Source organism: Methanocaldococcus villosus KIN24-T80 (genome assembly GCF_000371805.1).
In the GTDB taxonomy this organism is placed as follows: Archaea; AGJL01; Methanococci; order Methanococcales; family Methanocaldococcaceae; genus Methanocaldococcus; species Methanocaldococcus villosus.
Window position 1 is genome coordinate 1,032,916 of record NZ_AQUK01000001.1, and the last position, 24,969, is coordinate 1,057,884.

General features: G+C 29.2%; 27 protein-coding genes and 1 tRNA gene. 19 read left to right on the plus strand and 9 right to left on the minus strand.

All coding sequences use genetic code 11. The annotated features are described in order from the left end of the window. Positions 1–27: 27 nt before the first annotated feature. The 4 genes from mmp10 to hypB are packed head-to-tail and all read left to right on the plus strand — an operon-like array spanning position 28 to position 2,910. Positions 28–1,251, plus strand: coding sequence for a methyl coenzyme M reductase-arginine methyltransferase Mmp10 (gene mmp10 / locus METVI_RS0105960; protein ID WP_004590269.1), 1,224 nt, complete (start codon positions 28–30; stop codon positions 1,249–1,251). Positions 1,252–1,263: 12 nt separating this feature from the next. Further along, a complete protein-coding gene (locus METVI_RS0105965; RefSeq protein WP_004590270.1) occupies positions 1,264–1,623 on the plus strand; it encodes a molybdenum cofactor biosynthesis protein MoaE in 360 nt (119 codons plus the stop codon). A gap of 11 nt (positions 1,624–1,634) precedes the next feature. Then, complete coding sequence (locus METVI_RS0105970; RefSeq protein WP_004590271.1) at positions 1,635–2,261, plus strand: KH domain-containing protein; 627 nt, start codon at positions 1,635–1,637, stop codon at positions 2,259–2,261. Beyond that, a complete protein-coding gene (gene hypB, locus METVI_RS0105975) occupies positions 2,254–2,910 on the plus strand; it encodes a hydrogenase nickel incorporation protein HypB (protein ID WP_004590272.1) in 657 nt (218 codons plus the stop codon). The genes METVI_RS0105970 and hypB overlap by 8 nt, the downstream gene beginning before the upstream one ends. On the opposite strand, the gene METVI_RS0105980 is transcribed toward hypB, so the two are convergent. After that, the gene (locus tag METVI_RS0105980; RefSeq protein WP_004590274.1) at positions 2,886–3,551 is read right to left on the minus strand and encodes a biotin--[acetyl-CoA-carboxylase] ligase; all 666 of its coding nucleotides are present in this window, start codon (positions 3,549–3,551) and stop codon (positions 2,886–2,888) included. The genes hypB and METVI_RS0105980 overlap by 25 nt on opposite strands. Before the next feature lie 30 nt (positions 3,552–3,581). Between METVI_RS0105980 and glmU the strand changes: the two genes are divergently transcribed. After that, a complete protein-coding gene (glmU, locus tag METVI_RS0105985; RefSeq protein WP_004590276.1) occupies positions 3,582–4,808 on the plus strand; it encodes a bifunctional sugar-1-phosphate nucleotidylyltransferase/acetyltransferase in 1,227 nt (408 codons plus the stop codon). On the opposite strand, the gene hxlB is transcribed toward glmU, so the two are convergent. Together hxlB and METVI_RS0105995 are read right to left on the minus strand one after the other, a co-directional pair. Next, entirely contained in the window at positions 4,800–5,318 is a 519-nt protein-coding gene (gene hxlB / locus METVI_RS0105990) for a 6-phospho-3-hexuloisomerase (RefSeq protein ID WP_004590278.1), read from the minus strand. The two genes, glmU and hxlB, sit on opposite strands and share 9 nt — an antisense overlap. Before the next feature lie 53 nt (positions 5,319–5,371). Then, positions 5,372–5,480 (minus strand) — tRNA-Trp (locus METVI_RS0105995). Between the two features lie 70 nt (positions 5,481–5,550). On the opposite strand from METVI_RS0105995, the gene METVI_RS0106000 reads away from it, so the two are divergent. The 3 genes from METVI_RS0106000 to METVI_RS0106010 all read left to right on the plus strand — a co-directional run bounded on the left by METVI_RS0106000 (position 5,551) and on the right by METVI_RS0106010 (position 6,883). Continuing rightward, the gene (locus METVI_RS0106000) at positions 5,551–6,300 is read left to right on the plus strand and encodes a coenzyme F420-0:L-glutamate ligase (protein ID WP_004590280.1); all 750 of its coding nucleotides are present in this window, start codon (positions 5,551–5,553) and stop codon (positions 6,298–6,300) included. A gap of 101 nt (positions 6,301–6,401) precedes the next feature. Further along, positions 6,402–6,698, plus strand: coding sequence for a hypothetical protein (locus METVI_RS0106005; protein WP_004590282.1), 297 nt, complete (start codon positions 6,402–6,404; stop codon positions 6,696–6,698). 2 nt (positions 6,699–6,700) lie between these two features. Beyond that, a complete protein-coding gene (locus tag METVI_RS0106010) occupies positions 6,701–6,883 on the plus strand; it encodes a hypothetical protein (protein WP_004590283.1) in 183 nt (60 codons plus the stop codon). Between the two features lie 3 nt (positions 6,884–6,886). Here the strand turns inward: METVI_RS0106010 and cobA are convergent, their stop codons facing one another. Genes cobA through taw3 form a run of 3 tightly spaced genes read right to left on the minus strand, consistent with a single transcriptional unit; the run spans position 6,887 to position 8,480 of the window. Further along, a complete protein-coding gene (gene cobA, locus METVI_RS0106015; protein ID WP_004590284.1) occupies positions 6,887–7,585 on the minus strand; it encodes a uroporphyrinogen-III C-methyltransferase in 699 nt (232 codons plus the stop codon). Further along, the gene (locus METVI_RS0106020) at positions 7,573–7,920 is read right to left on the minus strand and encodes a ribonuclease P protein component 4 (RefSeq protein ID WP_004590285.1); all 348 of its coding nucleotides are present in this window, start codon (positions 7,918–7,920) and stop codon (positions 7,573–7,575) included. The genes cobA and METVI_RS0106020 overlap by 13 nt, the downstream gene beginning before the upstream one ends. Beyond that, the gene (taw3, locus tag METVI_RS0106025; RefSeq protein WP_004590286.1) at positions 7,899–8,480 is read right to left on the minus strand and encodes a tRNA(Phe) 7-((3-amino-3-carboxypropyl)-4-demethylwyosine(37)-N(4))-methyltransferase Taw3; all 582 of its coding nucleotides are present in this window, start codon (positions 8,478–8,480) and stop codon (positions 7,899–7,901) included. The genes METVI_RS0106020 and taw3 overlap by 22 nt, the downstream gene beginning before the upstream one ends. Positions 8,481–8,544: 64 nt before the next feature. Here taw3 and METVI_RS0106030 point away from each other — a divergent pair, with 64 nt between their 5' ends. From METVI_RS0106030 to trpA, 5 genes are read left to right on the plus strand one after another with little or no spacing between them, the layout of a single operon-like run. Beyond that, positions 8,545–10,764 (plus strand): DEAD/DEAH box helicase, encoded by a 2,220-nt coding sequence (locus METVI_RS0106030; protein ID WP_004590287.1) that lies wholly within the window; start codon positions 8,545–8,547, stop codon positions 10,762–10,764. After that, on the plus strand, positions 10,765–11,136 hold the full coding sequence (gene hisI / locus METVI_RS0106035; RefSeq protein ID WP_026152915.1) for a phosphoribosyl-AMP cyclohydrolase: 372 nt from the start codon (positions 10,765–10,767) through the stop codon (positions 11,134–11,136). It abuts the gene before it with no gap. Between the two features lie 4 nt (positions 11,137–11,140). Next, positions 11,141–12,217, plus strand: a complete 1,077-nt coding sequence (gene cofH, locus METVI_RS0106040; protein ID WP_004590296.1) for a 5-amino-6-(D-ribitylamino)uracil--L-tyrosine 4-hydroxyphenyl transferase CofH — start codon at positions 11,141–11,143, stop codon at positions 12,215–12,217. A gap of 4 nt (positions 12,218–12,221) precedes the next feature. Next, a complete protein-coding gene (locus tag METVI_RS07295) occupies positions 12,222–12,686 on the plus strand; it encodes a DUF1947 domain-containing protein (RefSeq protein ID WP_026152916.1) in 465 nt (154 codons plus the stop codon). A gap of 4 nt (positions 12,687–12,690) precedes the next feature. Further along, the gene (gene trpA / locus METVI_RS0106050; RefSeq protein WP_017981121.1) at positions 12,691–13,500 is read left to right on the plus strand and encodes a tryptophan synthase subunit alpha; all 810 of its coding nucleotides are present in this window, start codon (positions 12,691–12,693) and stop codon (positions 13,498–13,500) included. Here trpA and METVI_RS0106055 read toward each other — a convergent pair. Together METVI_RS0106055 and METVI_RS0106060 are read right to left on the minus strand one after the other, a co-directional pair. Further along, a complete protein-coding gene (locus METVI_RS0106055; protein ID WP_004590298.1) occupies positions 13,497–14,069 on the minus strand; it encodes a HemK2/MTQ2 family protein methyltransferase in 573 nt (190 codons plus the stop codon). The genes trpA and METVI_RS0106055 overlap by 4 nt on opposite strands. Continuing rightward, the gene (locus METVI_RS0106060; protein WP_004590299.1) at positions 14,050–14,856 is read right to left on the minus strand and encodes an HAD family hydrolase; all 807 of its coding nucleotides are present in this window, start codon (positions 14,854–14,856) and stop codon (positions 14,050–14,052) included. The genes METVI_RS0106055 and METVI_RS0106060 overlap by 20 nt, the downstream gene beginning before the upstream one ends. An 88-nt stretch (positions 14,857–14,944) precedes the next feature. Here METVI_RS0106060 and METVI_RS0106065 point away from each other — a divergent pair, with 88 nt between their 5' ends. Next, on the plus strand, positions 14,945–17,560 hold the full coding sequence (locus METVI_RS0106065) for a valine--tRNA ligase (RefSeq protein ID WP_004590300.1): 2,616 nt from the start codon (positions 14,945–14,947) through the stop codon (positions 17,558–17,560). A gap of 6 nt (positions 17,561–17,566) precedes the next feature. On the opposite strand, the gene METVI_RS0106070 is transcribed toward METVI_RS0106065, so the two are convergent. Then, positions 17,567–19,000, minus strand: a complete 1,434-nt coding sequence (locus tag METVI_RS0106070) for a methyl-accepting chemotaxis protein (protein WP_017981122.1) — start codon at positions 18,998–19,000, stop codon at positions 17,567–17,569. 81 nt (positions 19,001–19,081) lie between these two features. Between METVI_RS0106070 and METVI_RS0106075 the strand changes: the two genes are divergently transcribed. The 5 genes from METVI_RS0106075 to METVI_RS0106095 all read left to right on the plus strand — a co-directional run bounded on the left by METVI_RS0106075 (position 19,082) and on the right by METVI_RS0106095 (position 24,949). After that, positions 19,082–19,603, plus strand: a complete 522-nt coding sequence (locus METVI_RS0106075; protein WP_004594974.1) for a hypothetical protein — start codon at positions 19,082–19,084, stop codon at positions 19,601–19,603. A gap of 127 nt (positions 19,604–19,730) precedes the next feature. Beyond that, on the plus strand, positions 19,731–20,420 hold the full coding sequence (locus tag METVI_RS0106080; protein WP_004594971.1) for a hypothetical protein: 690 nt from the start codon (positions 19,731–19,733) through the stop codon (positions 20,418–20,420). Positions 20,421–20,480: 60 nt separating this feature from the next. Continuing rightward, positions 20,481–20,939: a chemotaxis protein CheW gene (locus METVI_RS0106085; protein WP_004594970.1), complete on the plus strand. Its 459-nt coding sequence runs from the start codon at positions 20,481–20,483 to the stop codon at positions 20,937–20,939. 65 nt (positions 20,940–21,004) lie between these two features. Continuing rightward, positions 21,005–22,078: a protein-glutamate methylesterase/protein-glutamine glutaminase gene (locus METVI_RS0106090; protein WP_004594968.1), complete on the plus strand. Its 1,074-nt coding sequence runs from the start codon at positions 21,005–21,007 to the stop codon at positions 22,076–22,078. 3 nt (positions 22,079–22,081) lie between these two features. Then, complete coding sequence (locus METVI_RS0106095) at positions 22,082–24,949, plus strand: chemotaxis protein CheW (RefSeq protein WP_004594966.1); 2,868 nt, start codon at positions 22,082–22,084, stop codon at positions 24,947–24,949. Positions 24,950–24,969: the final 20 nt, after the last annotated feature.

Sequence of the window (24,969 nt, forward strand, 5' to 3'; positions counted from 1 at the left end):
TAAAATTTTTATTTGAAGTGTGAAACTATGAATCTACTTGTAGATTTAAAAGGTGAACCAGGAAAAAATTGTAATGGCTTCTGCAAATTCTGTTATTTCAGGAAAATTAACAAAAATAATATAGAACCATTAGGATGCAAATATTGTCAATTTACAATAGGTTGTGATTATTGTTTATATTCAGTTAGAGAGATGAATGGGGATTTCTTACCATTACCATTTGTTATCTCACAAATACAGAGTGGTTTGTTATTTAAAAGATATGAAAAAGTTAATATTACTGCAGGAGGAGATGTTAGCTGTTATCCCTACTTAGAAGAGCTTTGTAAATGGATTAATAAATTGGGATTAAATATACATCTTGGATATACTTCTGGAAAAGGTTTTTATGATAAAGAAATAGCTAAAAGATTAGTAGATTATGGAGTAGATGAAGTAACTTTTTCAGTCTTTTCAACAAATCCACAATTAAGGAAAGAATGGATGAATGATAAAAATGCTGAAACAGCTTTAAAATGTTTAGAATATTTTTGTGAGCACTGTGAAGTACACTGTGCTATCTTAGTTATTCCAGGTATTAATGATAAAGATTTAGAAAAAACAGTTTCAGATTTGGTAAATTTTGGAGCAAAGGCTGTAATATTAATGAGATTTGCTAATAGAGAAGATCAGGGGTTAATATTAGGAAATGCTCCAATAATTGAAGGAGTTGAGCCCCATAGTTTAGAAGAGTTTAAAAATATTGTTAAACAAGTGCATGATGAATTTGGAGATAAAATAAGAGTTACTGGAACTCCACTGTATGATCCTATAGCTGGTACTCCATTTGCTATAGCCAGTGAAGATAAGATCTTAGAGAGATTGAGAAATAAGGTAGAAGGAGAAGCTACAATAATAACTGGTAGGGTGGCTTATCCATATTTAAGAAAGATTTTTAATGACACTGATGTAAACATTGTAAAAGTGGAAAAAGATATAGCTGATTTAATAACTGCTAAAGATTTGGAGAAAATTAATTTAAAAGAACTTAAAGACACTGTTATCTTTCCTGGAAAAGCTTTTGTACATGATGAAGTAGCTAAAAAATTATTAAGTAGAGATAGAGAAAGAATAGTTGTAAGAGGAGTTGACCAATTAACATTAGATGGAGAAGTTAGTGGAAGCTATACAAGAGAGGAGGCAATAAAATTTGAAATTGAGGCCTTTAATGAATTAATTGGAATAATTAATTTTTTTGGTATGAAAAGATAATTTGGTGAATTTATGATAGTTAATAGCTATGAAGATTTTAAAAAAGAGCTAAATAACATGATTAAAAAGTATAGGGGTAAGTTTGGAGGGATTATAGGATATGATGGATTTGTGAGAGATTATGATGTCATAGAGGGAAAAAAAGTTCCATGTAAAGAGAAATATATTGAAAGTAATATAATAAATAGATTAAAATTAATTGAGGAGGAGGTAAGGAAGAGATATGATATTATTGACATCCTTATTTATCACAATACAGGATTAATTAAAGTTGGGGAAAGGTTAGCAGCTATAAGGATATTTGCTAAGCATAGAAATGAAGCTTTTAAGGCTTTAGAATATTTTATTAATGAAATGAAAAAGTATCATTAAGAGGAGATATTATGGTTTTTGTAAATGTTGAAGCAAAAAATGTTGAAATATTGAAAGTTCCTAAAGATAGAATAGGGGTGTTAATTGGAAAAAAAGGTGAGGTAAAAAGAGCTATAGAAGATACTTTAGGAGTTAAAATAAAGATAGATGAAGATGGAAATGTTTTTATTTATGGAACAGAAAAGCAGAAAGATCCTTTAGCTTTATGGAAAGCTAAAAATATAGTTAAAGCTATAAGTAGAGGTTTTAATCCAGAAATAGCTTTAAAATTGGCTAAAGATGATTATGTATTGGAAATAATTAATGTCGATGACTATGCTAGTTCAGAGAATGCTATAAGAAGATTAAAAGGTAGAGTTATAGGAAAAGAAGGAAAATCAAGGAAATATATAGAAGAATTAACTGGAACAAACTTATCTATTTATGGTAAAACCATTTCAATAGTTGGTGAAGTAGATTCAGTTCAAATAGCAAAAGAAGCTGTAGAAATGTTGTTAAGAGGAGCTTCCCATGCAAAAACATATAAATTCTTAGAAAGAGAAAGACAAAAAATAAAAGCTTATAAGTTTGAGTTGTGGGAAAAAAGAAAAGTAGATAAGGTTTATGATGAATTGTATAAGGGTGAAGATGATGCATAAAATAGGAACATTGGAAATAGCTAAGGATATTTTAAAAGCTAATAAAAGATTAGCTGATGAGAATAGAAAACTTCTAAAAAAACATGGTATTGTAGCTTTTGATATATCTGGGGCAATAGGTAGTGGAAAAACCCTATTAATAGAAAAATTAATTGAAAAATTAAAAGATAATTATAAAATAGCTTGTATTGCAGGGGATGTAATAGCTAAATATGATGCAGAGAGATTAGAAAGGCACAATGTTAAAGTTATTCCAATAAATACAGGAAAAGAGTGCCATTTAGATGCACATTTAATAAAACATGCATTAGAAGATTTAGATTTAAATGATATAGACATTCTGTTCATAGAAAATGTAGGTAACTTGATATGCCCAGCTGACTTTGATCTTGGAGCAGATAAAAGAATTGTTGTAGTTTCTACAACAGAAGGGGATGATATTATAGCCAAACACCCTGAGATTATGAGAACAGCTGATTTAATAATTATAAATAAAGTAGATCTTGCTAAATATGTAGGGGCAGATGTAAATAAGATGATTGAAGATGCTAAAAAAATAAATCCTAATGCTAAAGTTATAACATTAAGTTTAAAAACTATGGAAGGATTTGATGAGGTTGTAAATTATATTTTATCAAATCTCAAGTGAATTACATCCCCAGCAGGAATATTTATAATTTTATTTCCAATATCTAACATTATTCCACTGTAGTCAATATCAACCACTTTGCCATATATTATCTTATTTGGAAGTAATATTTTAACAGGTCTATTTATTGTTATTGAATATTTTTTATAAGTTTCCAATATTTTTTCTTTATCTTTTTTCATATTTTCAAAAAATATCTTTAAAAATTTAAAGAGTAATTCAAATTTATTTATATCATATCCTAATGATTTTAATGAAACAGCTCTTTCTATTTTTATGTCATTATTAACATTAATACCAATTCCAAGTATAACATAACCTTTATATATCTCTATTAATACCCCACAGAGCTTTTTTTCATCTACACATATATCATTAGGAAACTTTATACCAGAGTTTATATTATATTGCCTTAGGGTTTCAACCACTGACACAGCTGAAAGAAAATTTATAAATTCTGGATCACCTTTTAAAATTATTGTAAAATATAACCCTCCCTCTTCAGAAATCCAAATTCTACCCAACCTACCTTTACCCTTACTTTGCCTTTCAGCTATAATAATTGCTTCATCTCCATTATCTATAAGTTTTTTAGCAAAATCATTAGTAGAATCTACTTCTTTTAAATATACAATCTTCATATATAATCACCAAAATGAAGAGTGATAAACTTGGATGCTGTAATATTAGCTGCAGGTAAAGGAGAGAGATTAAGACCTCTAACAGAAAATAGGCCAAAACCATTATTACCCATAGCAGGAAAACCAATATTAGAACATATTATAGAAAAGATTTATGATAAAGTTGATAATATATATGTTGTTGTCAAATATAAAAGGGAGAAAATTATTGAACATTTTAATAACTATGATAAAATAGTTTTCCTAAATCAAGGAGATTTAGAAGGGACTGGAGAAGCTTTACTAACAGCTGAAAATTATATTTCTGATGAGTTTATAGTTATAAATGGTGATATTGTTTTTGAAGATAGTTTAGATGAGATATTAAATTATGATTACGCTATAGCTGTTAAAAAAGTAAATAATCCAGAGAATTTTGGGGTTTTTTTAGTTGATGAAAAAAATAATATTATAGATTTAGAAGAAAAGCCAAAATTCCCAAAATCTAATCTTATAAATGCAGGAATTTATAAACTTAAAAGAGATATTTTTAAATATTTAAAGGAAATCCCAATTTCAGAGAGGGGAGAAAAAGAATTAACAGATGCTATAAAACTGTTAATAAAAGAGAAAGAAGTTAAAGCTATAGAATTAAAAGGATATTGGAATGATATTGGTTATCCATGGAGCTTATTAGAAGCTAATAAATATTTTTTAGATAAAATAGAAACAAAAATAGATGGTGAAATAGAAGAAAATGTTGTTATTAAAGGGAAAGTTATTATTGAAAAAGGAGCTAAGATAAGAGCTAATTCAGTTATTGAAGGGCCAGCTATTATAAAAAGTGGGGCAATAGTAGGGCCACTAGCATATATAAGGCCATATACTGTTCTAATGGAAAATACTTTTGTAGGAAATTCTTCTGAAGTAAAAGGGAGTATAATAATGAGGAATACTAAAATTCCACATCTGTCTTATGTTGGGGATAGTATAATAGGGGAGAATTGTAATTTTGGATGTAACACAATAACAGCTAATTTAAGATTTGATAATAAACCTGTTAAAGTAAATATAAAAGGTAAGAGGGTTGAAAGTGTTAGAAAGTTAGGAGTTATAATGGGAGATAATGTAAAAACTGGAGTTCAAGTATCTTTTATGCCTGGAGTTAAAGTGGGAAGTAACTGTTGGATAGGGGCTAACTGTTTAATAGATAGGGATGTAGAAAAAAACTCTTTTATTTATAAAAAGGATAGTTTAATAATTAAAAAGTTACAATAAATTACAATGTTCATTTAATAAATCATCTTCACTTTTATTAAGTCTTTTCATAAGTTCAGCCACAATAAGGTCAAAAAATATCATAGCTTTCTCTTCAAATGCTGTTCCTAATGGTAAATAATTAGATTTTTTAACATCTAAAGTTATAGTCAAATCTGCTAATTTATGAAGATCTCCATATTTACAAACCACTGCTATAATATTATTATTTATCTTTTTAGCTTTTTTAGCTACATTTATTACAGCTTCAGTTTTTCCAGAACCAGATATTAGGATGAGAAGATCTTCTTTTTTGTATGCAGGTGTTACAGTTTCTCCAACAAAATAAGCTTTTAATCCTAAATGAATAAGCCTCATAGCAAAACATCTCCCAACATAACCACTTCTTCCAACACCAAAAATAAAAATTCTATTGGCTTTTAATATTCTATTAATCATATCTTCTACAGCTTCTGAATTAAGAATATTCTCTAATGAGGAAATATTTTTTAATATAATATTTAACTCCAATTTAAACACCTTTTTATATATAAATTAATTAATTTAATTAATTAAAAAATATATGGTGGGGGTGCCGGGATTTGAACCCGGGTCCGGGGATTTCTCCTGCCGTGGTCCAGCGCCCTATAGGCAACTGGAGTCCCCGATGATAGGCCGCTACACCACACCCCCAAAGATCAAAGTATAAAATAGAGTAAGGGGATATAAATATTTTACGTTTAATATTATTTGAGTGGTAAAGATGATAAAAGAAAAAAATAAGATAGAAATTATAGGATTAGAGCTACCAATTTTTAAAGGAAATGATATAACTTTGGAGAAGTTGGCTGATATTATATCTCAATACCCTATAAAAGATTATGATATTATAGTAATAGCTGAAACTCTTATATCTAAAGCTGAAGGAAATATTATAGAAAGAGATAAAATTATCCCTACAAAAGAAGCTATTGAAATAGCTAAAAAAATAAATAAAGATCCTAAAGTTGTACAAGTTATATTAAATGAAGCTAAAGAGATTGTTAAAATTGGAAAAAATTTTATTATTACTGAGACCAAACATGGGTTTGTATGTGCTAATAGTGGAGTTGATGAAAGTAATGTTTTAGGTATTAAAACTCTTCCAAAAGATCCTGATAAGTCAGCAGAAGTGATAAGAAAATATATAGAAAAGAAAACTAAAAAGAAAATAGCTGTTATAATCTCTGATAGCGTAGGTAGGCCATTTAGAAAAGGAGCTATTGGGATAGCTATTGGGGTTTCTGGGATAATAGCTCTTTGGGATAGAAGAGGAGAAAAAGATTTATTTGGTAGGGAGTTAAAAAGCACAGAAGTAGCTGTAGCTGATCTAATAGCTAGTGCTGCAAATTTAGCTATGGGAGAAGCTAATGAAGGTGTGCCTGTAGTTATAATAAGAGGGGCTAAAGTACCATTTGGAAATGGTAAGGCTAGTGACCTTATTAGAAATAAGGAGGAAGATGTATTCAGATAATTGTTTATATATGTGACACAAATATTCACAAAACAGAAAATTTTATATATTTATACACATATGTGTAATAAATAGAGATTAAAATAAATGAGGTGAAAGTTATGTTTGGCTGGGGAAGAAGATTTGGATGGTGGGGTAGAGGTTTTAGAAGAATTCCTATAAGAGTTGGAAGATTTACATATGTTGGACCATGTAGATGTGGTTTTGGACCTCATGCATTTTATGTTGATGACTATGGAAGATTAGTTCATGCATGGGAATTACCATATTATGTATCAACAGAAGAGGATAAAAGTTTAATAGAAGAAAGGATAAAAGATTTAGAAATGGAGAAAAAAATGTTAGAAGAAGAAATTATGAGATTAAAAAAAGAGCTTGAGAGATCAAAGAGGGAATAAAAATGGATATGAAAGTTTTTATATGTACAAAGTGTAATAAACTTATAGAAGTTCCTTATGGTGTCCCTAAACCTGAAAAATGCCCTCACTGTGGAGCAGAGTCTATTTATATTCATAGGGTAGATTCTGGAGGAAGAGGATTAGGTAGGGGAATGGGCAGAAGATGTGGAAGAAGATTCCTATAAATTCTAATTTTTTTGTAATATATTAACTACCTCTCCAACTACTATTATTCCTGGAGGTTCAATATTTTTAGCTTTATCTAAAATATCTTCTAATGTTCCCCTAATAACCTTCTGTTCTTTTGTAGCTCCTTTTAGAATTATTGCTATAGGGGTTTTCTTATCCCTTACTTTTAATAGATCATTAACTATTTTTTTAAGTTTAGTTATCCCCATTAGAATTACTAAAGTGTCTCCATTAAACTTAGTAAAGTCTACTTCTCCATCTTCTATATGGGCTGTTAAAACAGTAAAAGATCTAGCCACTTTTCTATGAGTTAATGGAATTTCCGCTAATGCTGGTAATGCCGTAGCTGAGCTCAATCCTGGAATAATTTCATATGGTATATTATGCTCTTTTAAAGCTAAAATTTCTTCTCCCCCTCTCCCAAAAATAAATGGATCTCCTCCTTTTAACCTTACAACTGTTTTTCCTTCTTTAGCCTTTTCTATAAGGATCTTATTAATATCCTCTTGCTTATATGAATGCCTACCTTTCCTTTTTCCTACATAAATTAATTCAGCATTTTTATTATAGTTTAAAAGATCTTTATCTATTAAATCATCATAAACTATTACATCAGCCTCTTTAATAGCCTTTAAGCCTTTAACTGTTATAAGCTCTTTATCACCAGGACCAGCTCCAACTAATATTACTTTTCCCATTTAGATCTCCTTTTTTCTTTCTTCTCTTTAATCATAGGAATTCTATATATTTTACCACACTCTAAACAGGTTATAACTATATGAGGATATCTCTTACTCTTAACCCTAACTCTAGCATTTTTTCCAAATATCCAGAATGTTAAACATTTTTTACAAAATCTTCTTTTCCACTTTTTAGGAAATTTTATTCTCATTTTCATTGCTATTCTTCTTGCCAAATAAACATATCTTTTAACTCTTTCCCAATTACCTTTTTTTGCTTCTTCTTCAGCCAAACTCATTAATCTATCAATCCTTTCATAAGCTATTTTTATTAATCTCTTTCTATTTCCCATAATTTATCTGCCCATCTATATATTAGCTCTCTACTCATTTTTAATTTCTTTATAGCATAGTCTAATAAAAACTTTAGATATTGGTAATTAACATAAACTTTTCCATCTACACCTATTGGAGTGTCTATTTTATATGTTGTTAATATCTCAACTATTACTCTTCTTTTTGAAATACTTTTTATAGATGAAGCTTTTAAACCATTGTGTATAGCAAGTTCTAACATTTTTTTAGCTGATTCTATATCTTTACATGCTATATGTAATATTGGTGAGTTCATAACAAATAGTATATAACCTTCTTTAGCTTTATTCAATGAGTTTATTATATCTTCTATCTTTGGATAATCATGCCATTTTCCTAACCATCTTGAAAATATCTTCGGATTTTTATCCTTTGGAATTTCTAAAATCCCTATTCTACCTATACAGGAGCTTGTTGTATAGTAATTTTTTAAATTGTTAATCTTCTCTAAAATAGGAATAACTTCTCTATCTACTAAACCCTCTTCTATAGCCAAATTCAATTCCATTAAAACTCTTCTCTTATCTTCTGAAAACATAAAGATAACTTTTAAAATTTAATTTTATAAAAATTTTATGATAACAATAAAAATTGATGATACTATGTATATAACCCACCCATTGATAAAACCTAATAAATTAGAGGCAAGATTATATCAGCAGATAATAGCAGCAATGGCTTTAAATAAAAATACTTTAGTAGTTCTCCCAACTGGTTTAGGAAAGACAGCCATTGCTATATTAACAATAGCAGGAATGTTAACAAAAAAAGATGGGAAAGTCCTTTTCTTAGCTCCCACAAGACCACTTGTTGAGCAGCACTATAGAACATTGAAAGAAATATTGAACATTGATGAAGATAAAATAATAGCTTTAACAGGGAAAATTTCCCCAGATAAAAGGGAAAAGTTATATAGGCAGGGGAAAATATTTGTAGCTACCCCACAAGTTATAGAAAATGATATTATTTCAAAAAGGATAAATATAGATGAATTTGTCTTACTAATAGCTGATGAAGCACACCATACTGTAGGAAATCATGCATATTCCTTTGTAGCTAAGCACTTTAAAGATAAATGTAGAGTATTAGCCTTAACCGCTTCTCCAGGATCAGATATAGAGAAGATTTTAGAGATATGTGAAAACTTAGGAATTGAGCATATTGAGATAAGAACAGGAGATGAGCCTGATGTTAGACCTTATTTATTAACTGTAAAGATAATTCCTGTAAAAATTGATTTACCTTTAGAGTTTAGAAAAGCTTTAAAGCTATTAGATGAGGCTATAAAAGATAGATTAAAGTTTTTAAAAGAAAAAGGAGTTATTGATTCAGTAAGGATTACTAAAACTGATTTGATAGAGTTAAATAATAAATTATTCTCTTATGATGATGAAGTAAAATATGAGCTTATAAGAATTTGTTCAGAAGCCTTAAAATTGATGCATGCTAAGGAACTATTAGAAACCCAGGGGAAAAGTATTTTTTTAAATTATATGGAGAAATTACAAAACCAAAGAACAAAATCAGCTAAAAATATTTTTGAAGATAATAGAGTTAGGGAAGCTATTTTATTATTAAAAAATACTGATGTAGAACATCCAAAATTAAATAAAACTGTTGAGTTAGTTAAAAAAATACTAAATAATAATAAAAATGAAAGAATAATTGTTTTCACACAGTATAGGAATACAGTTGAAAAGATAGTTAATTTATTAAAACAGGAGGGGATTAATGCTATAAGATTTATAGGTCAGGCTAGTAGAGATGGAAAAGGTATGAGCCAAAAAGAACAAGTTGAAGCTATAGAAAGATTTAAAAATGAAGGGGGGGTTCTAGTTTCAACAAGTGTTTCTGAGGAAGGAATTGATATCCCTACTGTTAATTACATTATCTTCTATGAACCTGTACCATCAGAAATAAGATTTATTCAGAGAAGAGGAAGGGCAATGAGGGGGGAAGGGGGGAGAGTTTATATACTAATAGCTAAAGGCACAGCTGATGAGGCATACTATTGGTCAGCCATATATAAAGAGAGAGAAATGAAAAGATTGCTAAAAAATCTTTGTGAGGCAGTAAATAGAAGATTAAAAAAGAAATTAGAGGAGCAAAAAAAAGAAGAAAAGAAAGAGGAAAAGAAAGAAATAACTTTATTGGATTTTATAAATAAAGATAATATAAATAAAGAGGAGAAAGAAGAAAGTAAAGTGAAGATTATTGTTGACGTTAGAGAAAAAACAATGGCTAAGTTATTACATGATAGGGCTGATGTTGAACTTACAACATTAGAGGTTGGGGATTATGTGCTAAGTGATAGGGTAGTTGTTGAAAGAAAAACTGCTGAAGACTTTGTTAATTCAATTATAGATAAAAGATTATTTAATCAACTGAAAGATTTAAAAAAGGTAGAAAAACCAATATTAATAATTGAAGGAGAAAACTTTTCAAGAATACATGAAAATGCTTTAAAAGGAGCTATATTATCTATAATATTAGATTTTGGCATTCCAATAATCTTTACTAAAGATGAAAATGATACAGCTGATATTTTAATAAGAATAGCTGAGAAAGAGCAGATAAAAGAAAAAAGGCCTGTAATGATAAGGCATGGAAAAACAGCCATGAGTTTAAAAGAAAGACAAAAATTCATTGTTCAGAGTCTACCAGATGTTGGAGGGGCATTAGCTGAAAGATTGTTAAAACATTTTAAAACTGTTGAGAAAGTATTTACTGCTAAAGAGGAAGAACTTTTAAAAGTTGAGGGTGTGGGAAAAGAGAGAGCTAAAAAAATTAGAGAGGTTTTAACTGCAGAATATAAAGAGTAGATGGAGGGGGTGTTATTGATAGAAGGTCTTAAATTTAGGGAGATTGATGGAGAAAGGCTAATAGTTGCTGTTGTATGTGATGAAAATAAGAATGTCTTAATGGTAGCTTTTATGAATGAAGAGGCATTAAAAAAGACATTGGAAACAGGATATATGCATTATTATTCAACAAGTAGAAAAAAACTATGGAAAAAAGGAGAAGAGAGTGGAAATTATCAAAAATTAATAAAGGTTTATGCTGACTGTGACAAGGATTGTTTATTGTTTATAGTAAAACAACATGGTAATGCCTGTCATGAAGGCTATTATTCATGCTTCCATTACAAATTAGAAAATGGTAAATTTGTTCTAACAGAAGAGTATTATAAGTGAGACTATGGATTTATGTAAGTTCAAAGAGAGAGAAATAAAAAAAAGAGAAGCTCTAGAGTTATTTGAAGAGGAAGATTTTTATGACATATTAAAATTTGCAGATAGTTTAAGAAAAGAGATTGTTGGGGATATTGTTACATATGTTGTTAATAGGAATATAAACTTTACAAATATATGTGTAAATAACTGCAGGTTCTGTGCATTCAGAGTTAATGAAAGAGATAAAAGGGCTTATTTTTTAGATATAGATGAAATTGTTAAAAAGGCAATAGAAGCTAAAAAGTTAGGATGTACAGAAGTTTGTATTCAAAGTGGTCTTCATCCAAAGATAGATACATATTATCAAGCTAAAATTCTTAAAGAAATTCATGAAGCTTTAAAACCTTATGGAGATATTCATATTCATGCTTTTTCACCAATGGAGGTTTATTTTGGGGCAGAAAATGCAGGTTTAGATATAAAAGAAGCTCTAAAAATATTAAAAGAATCTGGACTCAATTCTATGCCTGGAACTGCTGCAGAAATTTTAGATGATGAAATAAGGGAGATTATATGCCCAAATAAAATAAAAACTAAAGATTGGATAAGAATAATAAAAACTGCCCATAAGTTAGAAATCCCCACAACAGCAACAATGATGTATGGACATATAGAAGAGTATAAACATATTGTTAATCACATATATATTATTAAAGAAATTCAAGAAGAAACTGGAGGTTTTACTGAGTTTGTCCCCCTGTCATTTATTTATCAAAATTCTCCTCTTTATAAGGAAGGGTTAGCAAGAGCTGGAGCTTCTGGAATAGAGGATTTAAAAGTGATTGCAATAAGCAGAATAATATTTAAAGATATTTTGAAAAATATACAAGCTTCATGGGTAAAATTAGGTAAGAAAATGGTTCAAGTTGCTTTAAGATGTGGAGCTAATGATGTTGGGGGAACTTTGATAGAGGAGAATATATCAAGATCAGCAGGATCTGAACATGGAGTTTCTCTTTCAGTTAAAGAGATTAGGGAAATGATAGAAAGAGTTAATCTAATTCCAAAGCAGAGAGATACTCTATATAACATCATAAGGTGAGACTATAAAGAGACACTTTCTTAGTAAAAAAGAAATAAAAAATTTAAAAAAAGAGCTTGAAGAGTATGTAAATATAGAGTTACCAAAAAAGAATATAGAAGTTGCTGTTTTTGATGATTTTGAAGTTTATTTATTAGATAAAGAACCAATAGCTATAAAGAAGGATAATAAGATATTTCCATCATTAAAATTACTGTTAAAGAATAATCCAAAGAAAAATATAGTTATAGTTGATACAGGAGCTATAAAATTTCTAATAAAAGGAGCTGATGTAATGGTTCCTGGAATAAAGGAGGTAGATAATTTTAATAAGGGAGATGTAGTTTTTGTTTTAGATGAAGTTCATAAAAAGCCAATATGTGTAGGAATAGCTTTAATGTCTCATGAAGAAATAAAGAATTCTGAAAAAGGAAAAGCTATAAAGAATATACACTATGTTGGAGATAAAATTTGGAATTTTAAAGGGTGAATAAATGAAAATCTCTGAAAAATTTGAAGAATTAAAGAAAAAAGGAGAAAAAGCATTTATAGCTTTTTATGTTGCAGGAGATCCTAACATAGAGATGTCAGAAAGGGCTTTAGAAGTTATATGCAAATATGCTGATATTGTTGAAATAGGAATTCCTTTTTCTGATCCTGTTGCTGATGGTTTAACAATACAAAAAGCTGATGTCAGGGCACTTTCATCAGGTATGACACCAATAAAAGCTTTTGAGATTGTTAAAAGATTAAATAGCAAATTTCCAAAAGTACCAAAAGTATTTTTAACATATTATAATATTATTTTTAAAATGGGAGAAGAAGAGTTTGTTAAAAGATGTAAAGAGGTTGGAGTAGCTGGAATAATTGTCCCAGATTTACCATTGGAAGAGTCAGACTCACTATATAATATTTGTAAAAAGTATGGTGTAGATCTCATCTATCTGGTAGCTCCAACCACAACAGAAGAAAGATTAAAAAAAATATTAGAAAGAGCTTCAGGATTTGTCTATGCAGTTTCTGTTACTGGAACTACGGGAGAAAGAGAAAAAATAGCTGAAGAAACTAAAGAATTAATTAAAAGGGTCAAAAAATATTCAAAAATTCCTGTATGTGTTGGATTTGGGATATCTAAAAAGGAACATGTTGAAGAGTTATGTAGTATAGCTGATGGAGCTATTGTGGGTAGTGCTATTGTTAAACTTGTAGAAAAGTATAAAGGTGAAGAGTTTTTAAGAGAACTTGAGAAATTTGTTAAAGAATTAAAAGAAGGGACAAAAAAGAAAATAATAATAAAAAACTAAAGTTTTTTAGCATTTATTATATATAACTCTTCAAATGGGAGTTTTAACTTGGCTTTAATCTCCACTTTAAATCCTAAATTTTTTAATATTGATAATGTTTTATCTTTATCATTTAATGAACTTTGAACTAATTGGATAACTCCTCCATCTTTTAAATATTTTGGAGCTTCTTTTAAAAATCTATCTAAAACAGCCCTCCCATCTTTTCCTCCATCAAAAGCATAGTTTATATAACCATCTAACTTTTCATCCTCTTCTGTGGGTAAATATGGAGGGTTAAAAATAATAACATCAAATTTACCTTTTATATTTTCAAATAAATCACTTTCTATAATCTCTATTTTAGCATTGTTTAATTTAGCATTATATTTAGCCAATTTAACAGCATATGGATTTATATCTGTTGCCACTACTCTTTTAGCCCCTTTTTTATAGCAAGCTATAGCTATTAAACCACAACCTGTTCCAATCTCTAAAACCTCTTTTCCTTCAACATCAACTAAGTTGTTTAATAATAAATAACTATCTTCAGCAGGTTCATATACATATTTATGAAACTTTAGCTTCATTTTTCTCCTCTAATAATTTTTTAACTATATCAACAACTTCCTTTATATTCTCAATTTTAATATCTGCTGCCTCTATAGCTTTTTTTGAAGTATATCCACTTTGTAATGTGGCTATAGCTAAATGGCTTTCTTTCATAGCAGGCACATCATTAGCTCCATCCCCAACCATTATTGTAAAATATCCATCTGTTTTTAGATTTTTTATCAGATCTTTTTTTAATTTATGATGCGCTTCAGGTAATATGTATCTTTTATTAACTCCTGTTAGCTCAGCCAATTTTTCTATAAATTCTCTTCTATCTCCAGAAGCTATAAAAACTTTTACTCCTAAATTTTTTAGTTCCTTTATGGTGTCTTTAACTTCTGGAAAGAGACACCCTGCAGTAGCTATGGTATATTCTATCTCTCCTTCATTAGTATCTACTATTAAAGCACTACCATATCCAGTTTCAATATTGTATTTTTTTAAAATTTCTAGAGGTTCTTTTAATTCTTTCATTTTAGCCTTCTTATCTTTATATATTCCATTTATATCTATTGGAGGATTACAGTATGAGATGCCAATATCTACTTCTTTAAGAAAATCTGTTATTAACTTATTATCATCACAAACATCAACAGTTTTTAGAGGGTCATCTTTTATTATTACCAAAGCTCTTCCCACTTTTTCATCAACTATATCCACTGTTTGCCTATTACATATAAACTTACCTCTTTTCAAATCTTTAATAACTCTTATTATCTTAACCAAGGTTCCAGCACTGTCAAAGACAACAGCTATCTTCATACCAACTCACTCTTAAATCTTAAACAATAAAATTTATACTCCCTAACTATTTAAAATATATTGGATCATATAAGATTTAGGTGATAGTGTGGAAATGCCAAAAGACTACAATATAGAGATAGAAAAAAAGGTTCAAAAAAAGTGGGAAAATGAAGAGATTTATAAATTTATAGAAAACTCTGATAAGCCTCCATATATTATTGATACTCCTCCTCCATACCCAACTGGAAGGTTACATTTAGGGCATGCTTTAAATTGGACATACATGGATATTATTGCCAGATATAAAAGAATGAAAGGATATAATGTCCTCTTTCCACAAGGTTGGGATTGTCATGGATTACCTACAGAAGTTAAAGTTGAGGAGATATATAATATTACCAAATCAGACATAGATAGAAAGAAGTTTAGAGAATTGTGTATAAAATTAACTGAAGAGAATATAAGGAGAATGAGAGAACAAATAAAATCATTAGGAATATCAATAGATTGGAGTAGGGAATATATTACAATGAAACCTGATTATATAAAAAAGTCACAGACAGCTTTTGTTAGAATGTATAAACAGGGGTTAATATATAGAGGAGAATTCCCAGTTAATTGGTGTCCTCGCTGTCAAACAGCTATAGCTTTTGCTGAAGTAGAATATATTGAAAGAGAAAGCTATCTAAATTATATCAAATTTAAAGGTGATGAGAAAGATCTAATAATAGCCACAACAAGGCCTGAATTGTTACCTGCATGTGTGGCTATTCTTGTTCATCCTGAGGATGAGAGATATAAGGATATAGTTGGAAAAGAATTCACTGTCCCTTTATTTGGTCAAAAGGTTAAAGTTTTAGCTGATGAATCTGTTGAAAAAGAATTTGGAACAGGGGCAGTGATGGTTTGTACTTTTGGGGATAAAACAGATGTTCATTGGGTTAATAAATATAATCTACCTGTTATAAAAGCTGTAAATGAGAGAGGAGAGTTAACAGAAGTAGCTGGGAAATATAAGGGATTAAAGACAGAAGAAGCTAGAAAGAGAATAATAGAAGACCTAAAAAAGGAAGGGTATTTAATTAAACAAGAGAAAATAAAACAAAATGTTGGGGTTTGTTGGAGATGTAAGACACCTATTGAAATAATTGTCACAAAACAGTGGTTTGTTGATATTAAAAAATTACTACCAAAAGTTAGGGAAGTTGTAGATGAAATAAAATGGGTTCCTGAACATATGAAAATTAGGTTATTAAATTGGATAGAAAACATGGATTGGGATTGGGTTATTAGCAGGCAGAGAATATTTGCTACACCCATTCCAATATGGTATTGTAGAGATTGTGGAAATATTGTAGTTGCTAAAGAAGAAGACCTTCCAATAGATCCTACTGAAAAAGGATACAAGTGTGATAAATGTGGCTCAACCAATTTAGAACCTGAAAAGGATGTATTAGACACATGGATGGATTCTTCAATAACTCCACTGGTTATAACAAAATGGTTAGAGGATGAAGAGTTTTTCAAAAAGCACTATCCTACACAGCTTAGACCTCAAGGACATGATATAATAAGAACATGGGCATTCTATACAATATTAAGATCAGTAGCACTAACAGGAAAAAAACCTTGGGAAGAGATTGTAATAAATGGAATGGTTTTAGGAGAAGATGGACATAAAATGAGTAAGAGCAGAGGTAATGTTGTTGAACCTGATGAAATAATAGAGAAATATGGAGCTGATTCATTAAGACTCTGGGCAAGTAACAGTACAATAGGGGAAGATGTTCAATTCTTATGGAAAGAGGTTGATTATGCATACAGATTCTTAAGGAAATTTTGGAATGCCTGTAGATTTGCAAAGATGCATATTGACAACATAGATGAGTTAAAGAAAAATAGGAAAGTAAATAATATAGTTGATAGGTGGATATTAAGTAAGCTTCAAAAATTAATAGAGAAGATTGACAATGATCTTAGTAATTATAGATTTAATACAATTGTCAATCTTTACAAATTCATATGGCATGAGTTCTGTGACAATTATATTGAGATGGTTAAATATAGATTATATGAAAAAAATGATTTAGAGGCAAAATATACACTATATTATGTTATAGATAAACTTATTAGATTACTCACACCATTTGCTCCTCATTTCTGTGACTACATATCTGAGATATATAATATAGATAATTTACACTTTTCATTCCCAGAAGTGAATAGAGAGTTGATAGATGAAAATGCTGAAAAGTATGGGGAGATTATTAAGAATACAATAGTTGCTATAAGGAGATATAAAGCTAATAAAGGGTTGTCATTAAATGCTAAATTAAAGGAGGTTTTCATATATACTGAGGATGAAGATACATATAAAGCTTTAAATTTAGGATTGGAAGATATAAAAGGTACAATGAAGATAGAAGATGTAAAGATAATCAAAGGTAAGCCAGAATTAAGATATAAAATAATAGAAATCATTCCAGACAAATCTAAGATAGGTCCTGAGTTTAAGAAACATACTAAAGAGGTTATGGAAATTATCAAAAATGCTGATGAAGAGACATTAGAGAAAATACTTTCTGAAGGATTAAAAACTGAGTTTGGTATTATCAGAAGAGAGCATATAAAAGATGTTAAAAGAGCTTTATTTGTTGAAGGTAAAGAAGTAGAAGCAGTAAATATAGAGAATGTTTTAGCTCTTGCCTTGGTTAAACTTTAAAATTTTTTAATGTTTAAATTCATTATTAATTTTAAATCTTAAAGATAATTCCTCAGCTATTTTTGATGTCTCTTTTAGATCAATTATTATTTTTCTAAACTCTGATATTGTTGAGTTCAACTCCTCAGTTGAAGCTGTTAACTCTTCAGCAGTTGCAGCAAACTCTTCTGATATAGAAGCGATGTCTTGAATATGCCTTAAAGCTGTTTCAACGTTCTCTTTTGAAGTCTTAGCACTCTCTTGAATTCTAACTATAGTTTCATTAGCTTTATCGATAGCCTCTTTTATCTTTAAGAATGCATTATTAACTTCATCTATAACAATAACTCCTCTATCAACAGCCTCTTTTCCAGTTAAACCAAGATCAATAGTTTTCTCGATAGCTGATCTTATCTCTTCTACAGTTTTATTTATATCATCAACAGACTTTCCTATCTCTTCAGCTAATCCTTTTATCTCACTAGCGACAACTGCGAAACCTCTTCCTGCCTCTCCAGCCCTTGCAGCTTCAATAGATGCGTTTAATGCTAATAATCCTGTTTGTTCAGCGATATCTTTAATTAAAGCTGTTATTTCATTTATCTTCTCACTCTTCTTACCAAGCTCCTCTAAAGCCTTTCCAAGCTCATCAATAATATTCGCTATTCTCTGCATAGCCTCAATAGCATTTTCAACGTTCTTAACCCCTTCATTAGCTTTCTCATCAACTACAGCCATCGCTTCTACTCCTTCCTCAGCAGCTTTAAGTGTATCTTCAGCCATCTTAGCTGTATCTTCAACCTCCTGAGTTAAATCTTGCAACTTATTAGATTGATCTGTCGCTGCAACAGCAACTTGGTTAGCTGCATCGGCTATCTGTTCTGATGTTTCTTTTATTCTATTAACTTCTTCTTCCGCTCTATGGATTTCAGAATTTAATTTTTTAACGTCTTCTATTAAATCTCCTATCAATCTTGATAAACTATCCAATGCATTATTAATAACTACTCTTAATTTTTCTAATTTATTTCCTTTTTGTTTTGAAATTCTTTCAGTTAAAGATCCGTTAGATATTGCTTTCATAACTCTATAAATCTCATTTAAAAAATTTTCAATCTCACTCATATTATTTTCATAAATCTTATCTTTTTTTATAATAAATTCTTTAATATTATATAAGTTATAAATAATATTGTCTAAAATATCATTACTTTTTTTAAATTTAATTTCAATATTTACATTCCCCCTTGATATTTCATTTGATATCTTCTCAATATACAATAACTTAGTGATTAACAATTTTTTAATAATTATAAAACAGAATATACCAAAAATAATTGAAACAGTATTTAAAAATATAATATCACTAATGGCCTTACTTATAAATATAGAAAATATTAAAACTATAACTATATAACCTACAATGGGCATTGATAATATTACCCTACTATCTATATTCATCTTACATCACCAAATTAATTTTAATAAATTATAAACTATTTTTATATTTTGTGTAGGTAGATGTGTAAGTGAGGTGTAATAATGAAAAATGATATTCCATTAAACTTAAGTAATTCCATAAACTATTTAATAAATAGTGTGAAAGAATTTAGGAAAGGTAATGAAGAAATGCTATCTCTTATAAAACAGCTTTCAAATGTTTTAGATAATGTAGAAAAGACATTAAATATTATAGAAGATAAACTTTTAATAATAATTGAAAGACAAAAAAGTGGTAAAGAAATAAATCATTATGTTTTGGAAAAGTTTGTTGAAAATATAGAAAATCTTTCTCATGTTTTAGAAAATGTTGATAAGATTAGTAGAAGTTTAAACTTAGAAATAGAAAAGCATGAGTCTTCTATAAATAATTTAGAGGATACTATAGAAAAGCTGAAAGATATTGATGCTAAAATTTCAAAAAATGTAGAGTTAGAATTAAAGAGAATTCATGAAGTTATTGATACAAATAGAAGTGAGCTAAAATATATTAGTGATAGATGTGATGCTTTAAATGAAAGGTTAAAAGATCTCTTACAGGAGATAGATAGTTTAATAAGCTAATTTTTATTTTTAAATTTGTTAATCTAAAATTTTAAATATATAAATATATTTATATAACCTACATAAAAATGAACACAAAAACAATATTTATTATTAATGCTAATTTATTTAAATTAGGTGGGGTGTTATGGGTGATAATGATTTAATTAATAGAATAAAACACTTAGAAAATCTTGCTATGAATTTATCTAAGAAACTAAATTCTAATAGCAATGAAGAGAAAGATGAAGCTAAAGAAGAAAAAAAAGAAAATAGCAATGAAGATAAAATTAAAGAACTTAGAGAAAAATTAGATAGCTTAAAATCTGAGTGTGCTAGTGGGAAGATATATGAGAGATTGGAAGTTATTTTAAAGAAGTTAGATGAAGGAATGTCAATAATAAAGAATTTAGATGAACAATTGAAAGAGCTTTCTAAGAAAATAGAAGGTATCAAACCACAAGAGATTGGAGAAGATACAATAAATAAAATTACTGAAAGGGTCAAAGAAATTAATGAATCTACAAAATCAGAAATTATTGAAAAGTTAAATAATATTGAAAAAGCTTATTTTGGATGTACAACTAAATTGGATGATATTATTGATAAATTAAACAATATTCTTGATAAGATACAAGCTATTTTAGAATCTGGAGGGGTTAAAGTAGTGGATATTATCAATTTAATAAAAGAGATTCACAGTGGAATATCTACTGTAAAAGAGCTAATTTTAAAATCTAAGGAAGAAGAAATAATTAAAGCTATTGAAATAGTTGATAATTTGAATAATAAAATTGATAATTATATAGATGAAATAAAAAAAGAGATAGAGAATTAAAATTATTTATATTTTAAAACACAAAATTACTATTATTAAAATTTTTGTAAGGGATCTAATATGGGTAATGAAAATGATGTTATTAAAATTGTTGTGTTTAGATTGGGAAAAAATGAATATGGGCTAAAGGTTGATGAAGTTAGAGAAGTTTTAAAGCTAAAAAAATCAGATATAACTCCTTTGCCAAATGCTCCTAGTTATGTAGTAGGAGTTACAAATATTAGAGGGGAAATAACACCAATAATAAATTTAAAAGAAGTTTTGGGAATATATGAAGAAGTTGAGAATGGAAAAAAAGATGAAAAATTGGTTATGGTAATTGAGATTGATCAGCAAACTTTTGGTATTTTGGTTGATGGTGTTAATGATGTTATGCAAATCACTTCAGACATGATCACTCCTGTTTCAGCAATAAAAAAATCAACATTAGGCGGGGATTACGTAGAGGGGATAGTTAAAATAGAAAATAGGTTAATAATTTTATTAAACATCTCTAATTTGTTGAACTTAAATCAATAAATAAATGAGGTGATATTATCGCTGGTAAAAAAATTAGAGTTTTAGTTGTAGATGATTCTGCTTTTATGAGAAAAGTTCTTTCAGATATTCTTAATTCTGATCCAGAAATTGAAGTAGTTGGAACTGCTAAAGATGGAGTTGAAGCTGTAGAAATGACATTAAAACTAAAACCTGATGTTATTACAATGGATGTTGAAATGCCAAGAATGAATGGTTTGGAAGCTGTAAAAAAGATTATGGAACTTTGTCCAACACCTATAGTTATGGTCTCTGCCTTAACAACTGAAGGATCAAGAATAACATTTGAAGCTTTAGAGGCAGGAGCTGTTGATTTTATTCCAAAACCTTCTGGAAGTATATCTTTAGATATTAGGAAAATAGGGGATGAATTAATAAGAAAAGTAAAAGCTGCTGCAAAAGCTAAAGTAGTGAAAATCACACCTAAAGTAGCAAAACCTGAAGTAGAGAAGAAACCTGAAGCTAAATCAGAAGTAGTTTCTATTCCAAAAGCTCAAGAAGTTATTGAAGATTTACCATATCCTGATGATATACTAAAAACTATGTGTGTAATTATTGGCTCATCAACTGGAGGACCACCAGTAGTTACTGAAATTATTTCAAAACTACCTAAAAGAATGCCCCCAATATTTGTAGTTCAACACATGCCTGAAGGTTTTACAAAATTGTTTGCTGATAGGATTGATAGAGTGTCAAAATTAAAAGCTAAAGAAGCTGAGCATGGAGAGAGAGTTCAGCCAGGTTATGTTTATGTAGCTCCTGGAGATTACCACATGTTATTAAAAAAGAGAGGTAGTGAAGTCTATATTATCTTAGATAACAAGATGCCAAAGGTTAATGGTACAAGGCCTGCTGTTGATGTGACTGCTGATTCAGTAGCTAATGTATATGGAGGTAGAGCTGTTGGTGTGATTTTAACAGGTATTGGAAGAGATGGAGCTTATGGATTTAAAAAGATAAAAGAAAAAGGAGGAAAAATAATAGCTCAAAATAAAGAAACATGTGTTGTCTTTGGTATGCCAAAAGCTGTTATTGAGATGGGGATAGCTGATGCAATATTACCTCCATCAGAGATACCCCCCACTATAGTTAAGTTCTGTAAGGAGATTTTAGGGGGATAATGTATGGCAGAAATTATGGAAGAGTATTTAGATGTATTTGTTGAAGAAGCTGAAGAGCATATTCAAAAAATAAATGAGTGTTTATTAGAATTAGAAAAAAATCCTGACAATTTAAATTTAGTTCATGAAATATTTAGATCAGCTCATACTATAAAAGGAGGAGCTAGAACTGTAGGTTTAACTCATATATCTGAACTTACTCACCACATGGAGGATATATTAGATCAAATAAGAAATGGTAGAATTCCTGTAACTTCTGAAATTGTAGATTTACTTTTTGAATGTTTAGATGCTTTAGAAACAATGTTAGAAGAAGTGAAATCAGGAGAATATGAAACATCTATTGATTATAATGCAATTATTGAAAAAATTAAAAATATGAAAGATAAGTATTTAGGTGGAGCTCCTCCTACTGAAGAAGAAAAGAAAGAAGAGGCTAAAGAAGAGAAAAAAGAAAAAGAAGAAACTAAAGAGGAAAAGGAAGAAGTTAAAGAGGAAAAAAAGCCAGTAAAAAAAATTATTAAAATTAAATATAAATCTCCAAAGACAAAGGTTAAAGTAAAGAAGGTAGTTAAACAGCAAGTGGAAATAGAGCTTGAGGAGATTTCTGAGGATATATCTGAAATAATAGAAGGTATTAAAAAACCATTAGAAATCTTTTATTCACTTAATGAAAAACTAAACAATGAATATTTAAAATCTATTTTAGACACTATCAAAGAATATATTGATAAAGTTTCATCTAAAGAGATAAAAATTACAAAAAAGGTTTATGACACCTTAAATTATATAACAAAAGTTTTAGAAGATGTTGCTAAATGTTTAGAAGAAGGTAGTGATTTAAAAGAAATAGTCAATTTAGATGAACTTAAAAATAAAATAGAGGAGAGTTTTAAAACAAAAGAAATTAAGGAAATAGAAAGTGTTGAAGAAATTGAAGTTGAGTTAGATCATGAAAAATTTGATCTTAGTGAGTTTGCTAGTCTAATTAAAGAAAAATTAGAAAGTGGATACAAGCTCTATCATTTAAAGGCTAAAGTAGAAGATGCTTGTGAATTAAAATCAGCAAGATTGGCAATATTATTAACAAGATTAAAAAGTGTTGGGGAACTTTTATTATCAATACCAACAGAAGCTGAATTAAAAGAGAAAACTTTTGAAGAATTAGAAGCAATGTTTTTATCTGAAAAAGATGTAGATGAAATAAAAAAATCATTAGAGATGCCTGAAATTGAATATATAGCTATATCCCCAGTAGATATTGAATTTGAAGAGGAGGTTATAGAAGCTAAAGAAGAAGAAATTGTTGAGGAAGAACCTGTCCCAGATGCTTATAAGATTGAAGTAATATTAGATGAAGAATGTCTTTTAAGAGCTGTTAGGGCTTATATGGTAATAAAAGAGCTAAGAGAGTTAGGAGAGGTTGTTAAAACTAATCCTCCATTAGAGAGTATAGAGAATGGGGAATTTAATGGATTAAGATTTACTATATATTTCAAACCTAAAGAAGGTGTTGAAGTAGATGATATAAAAGAAACTGTAATGGGAATTCCAGAAATAAAAGAAGTTAATGTTATCCCACCTGGTGAGCAAGTAGAGGAGAAAAAGGAAGAAGCTAAAGAAGAGAAAAAAGAAAAAGAAGAGACTAAAGAGGAGAAAAAAGAAGAGGCTAAAGAAAAACAAATACAACAAATACAAGCAGCTGCAAAAAAAGAAAGTAAGAAATCAACACAAACAATTAGAATTAACATTGAAAAGCTTGATAAGTTAATGAACTTGGTTGGAGAACTTGTTATTACAAGAGCTAATTTTGCTCAAATAGCAAACAAATATCAGATAAAAGAATTAAACAATGCTGTTAATAGGCTGAGTATGTTAATTAATGAATTGCAAGAAGAAGTCATGGCAATGAGAATGGTTCCTGTGTCATACGTTTTTAACAGATTTCCTAGGATGGTTAGGGATCTTGCTAAAGCATTAAATAAAGAAGTTGAATTGATAATGGAAGGAACAGATATTGAGTTAGATAGAACAGTTTTAGATGAACTAGCAGAACCTCTAGTTCATTTAATTAGAAATGCAATAGACCATGGTATTGAACCTCCTGAAGAGAGAGAAAAATTAGGAAAACCAAGAAAAGGTAGATTAAGATTAGCAGCTATTAGAGAAAGAGATCATGTAAATATTATAGTAGAAGATGATGGTAGGGGTATAGATCCAGAAAAAGTTAAGAAGAAAGCTATTGAAAGAGGATTAATTACTGAAGAAGAAGCAAAAAAGATGTCAGACCATGAGATTATTAATTTAATTTTCTTACCTGGTTTTAGTACTAAGGAGCAAGTGTCTGAGGTTTCTGGTAGAGGAGTGGGGATGGATGTTGTTAAAACAAAGATAGAATCTTTAGGAGGTTCAGTTGTTGTATATTCTGAAAAGGGGAAAGGGACAAGAGTTGTTTTGAAATTACCATTAACAATGGCTATAATTACAGCATTATTAATGAAACTTTCTGACCAAGTTTATGCTATCCCTATAACAAGTGTTTTAGATGTTACAAGAATTGAAAAATCTGAAGTAAAAAATATTGAAGGAACTAATGCTATTATATATAGAGATGAAATAATTCCTGTGATATGGTTAAAAGATTTCTTAGGATTCTCTCACCTACCTGATCCACCAGGGGATGAGCTAGTTATAGTTGTTATTGAAAGAAGTAATGGGAAGTTAGGGGTAGTGGTTGATGATGTTATAGGTAGGGAAGACATTGTTGTAAAAACACTTACTGGCATGCTTAAAAACATTCCTGGGCTTGCGGGAGCTACTATTTTAGGAGATGGTAGGGTAGCTCTGATATTAGATTTAAGCAATGCATAATATTTTCTTTTTTAGGGGAT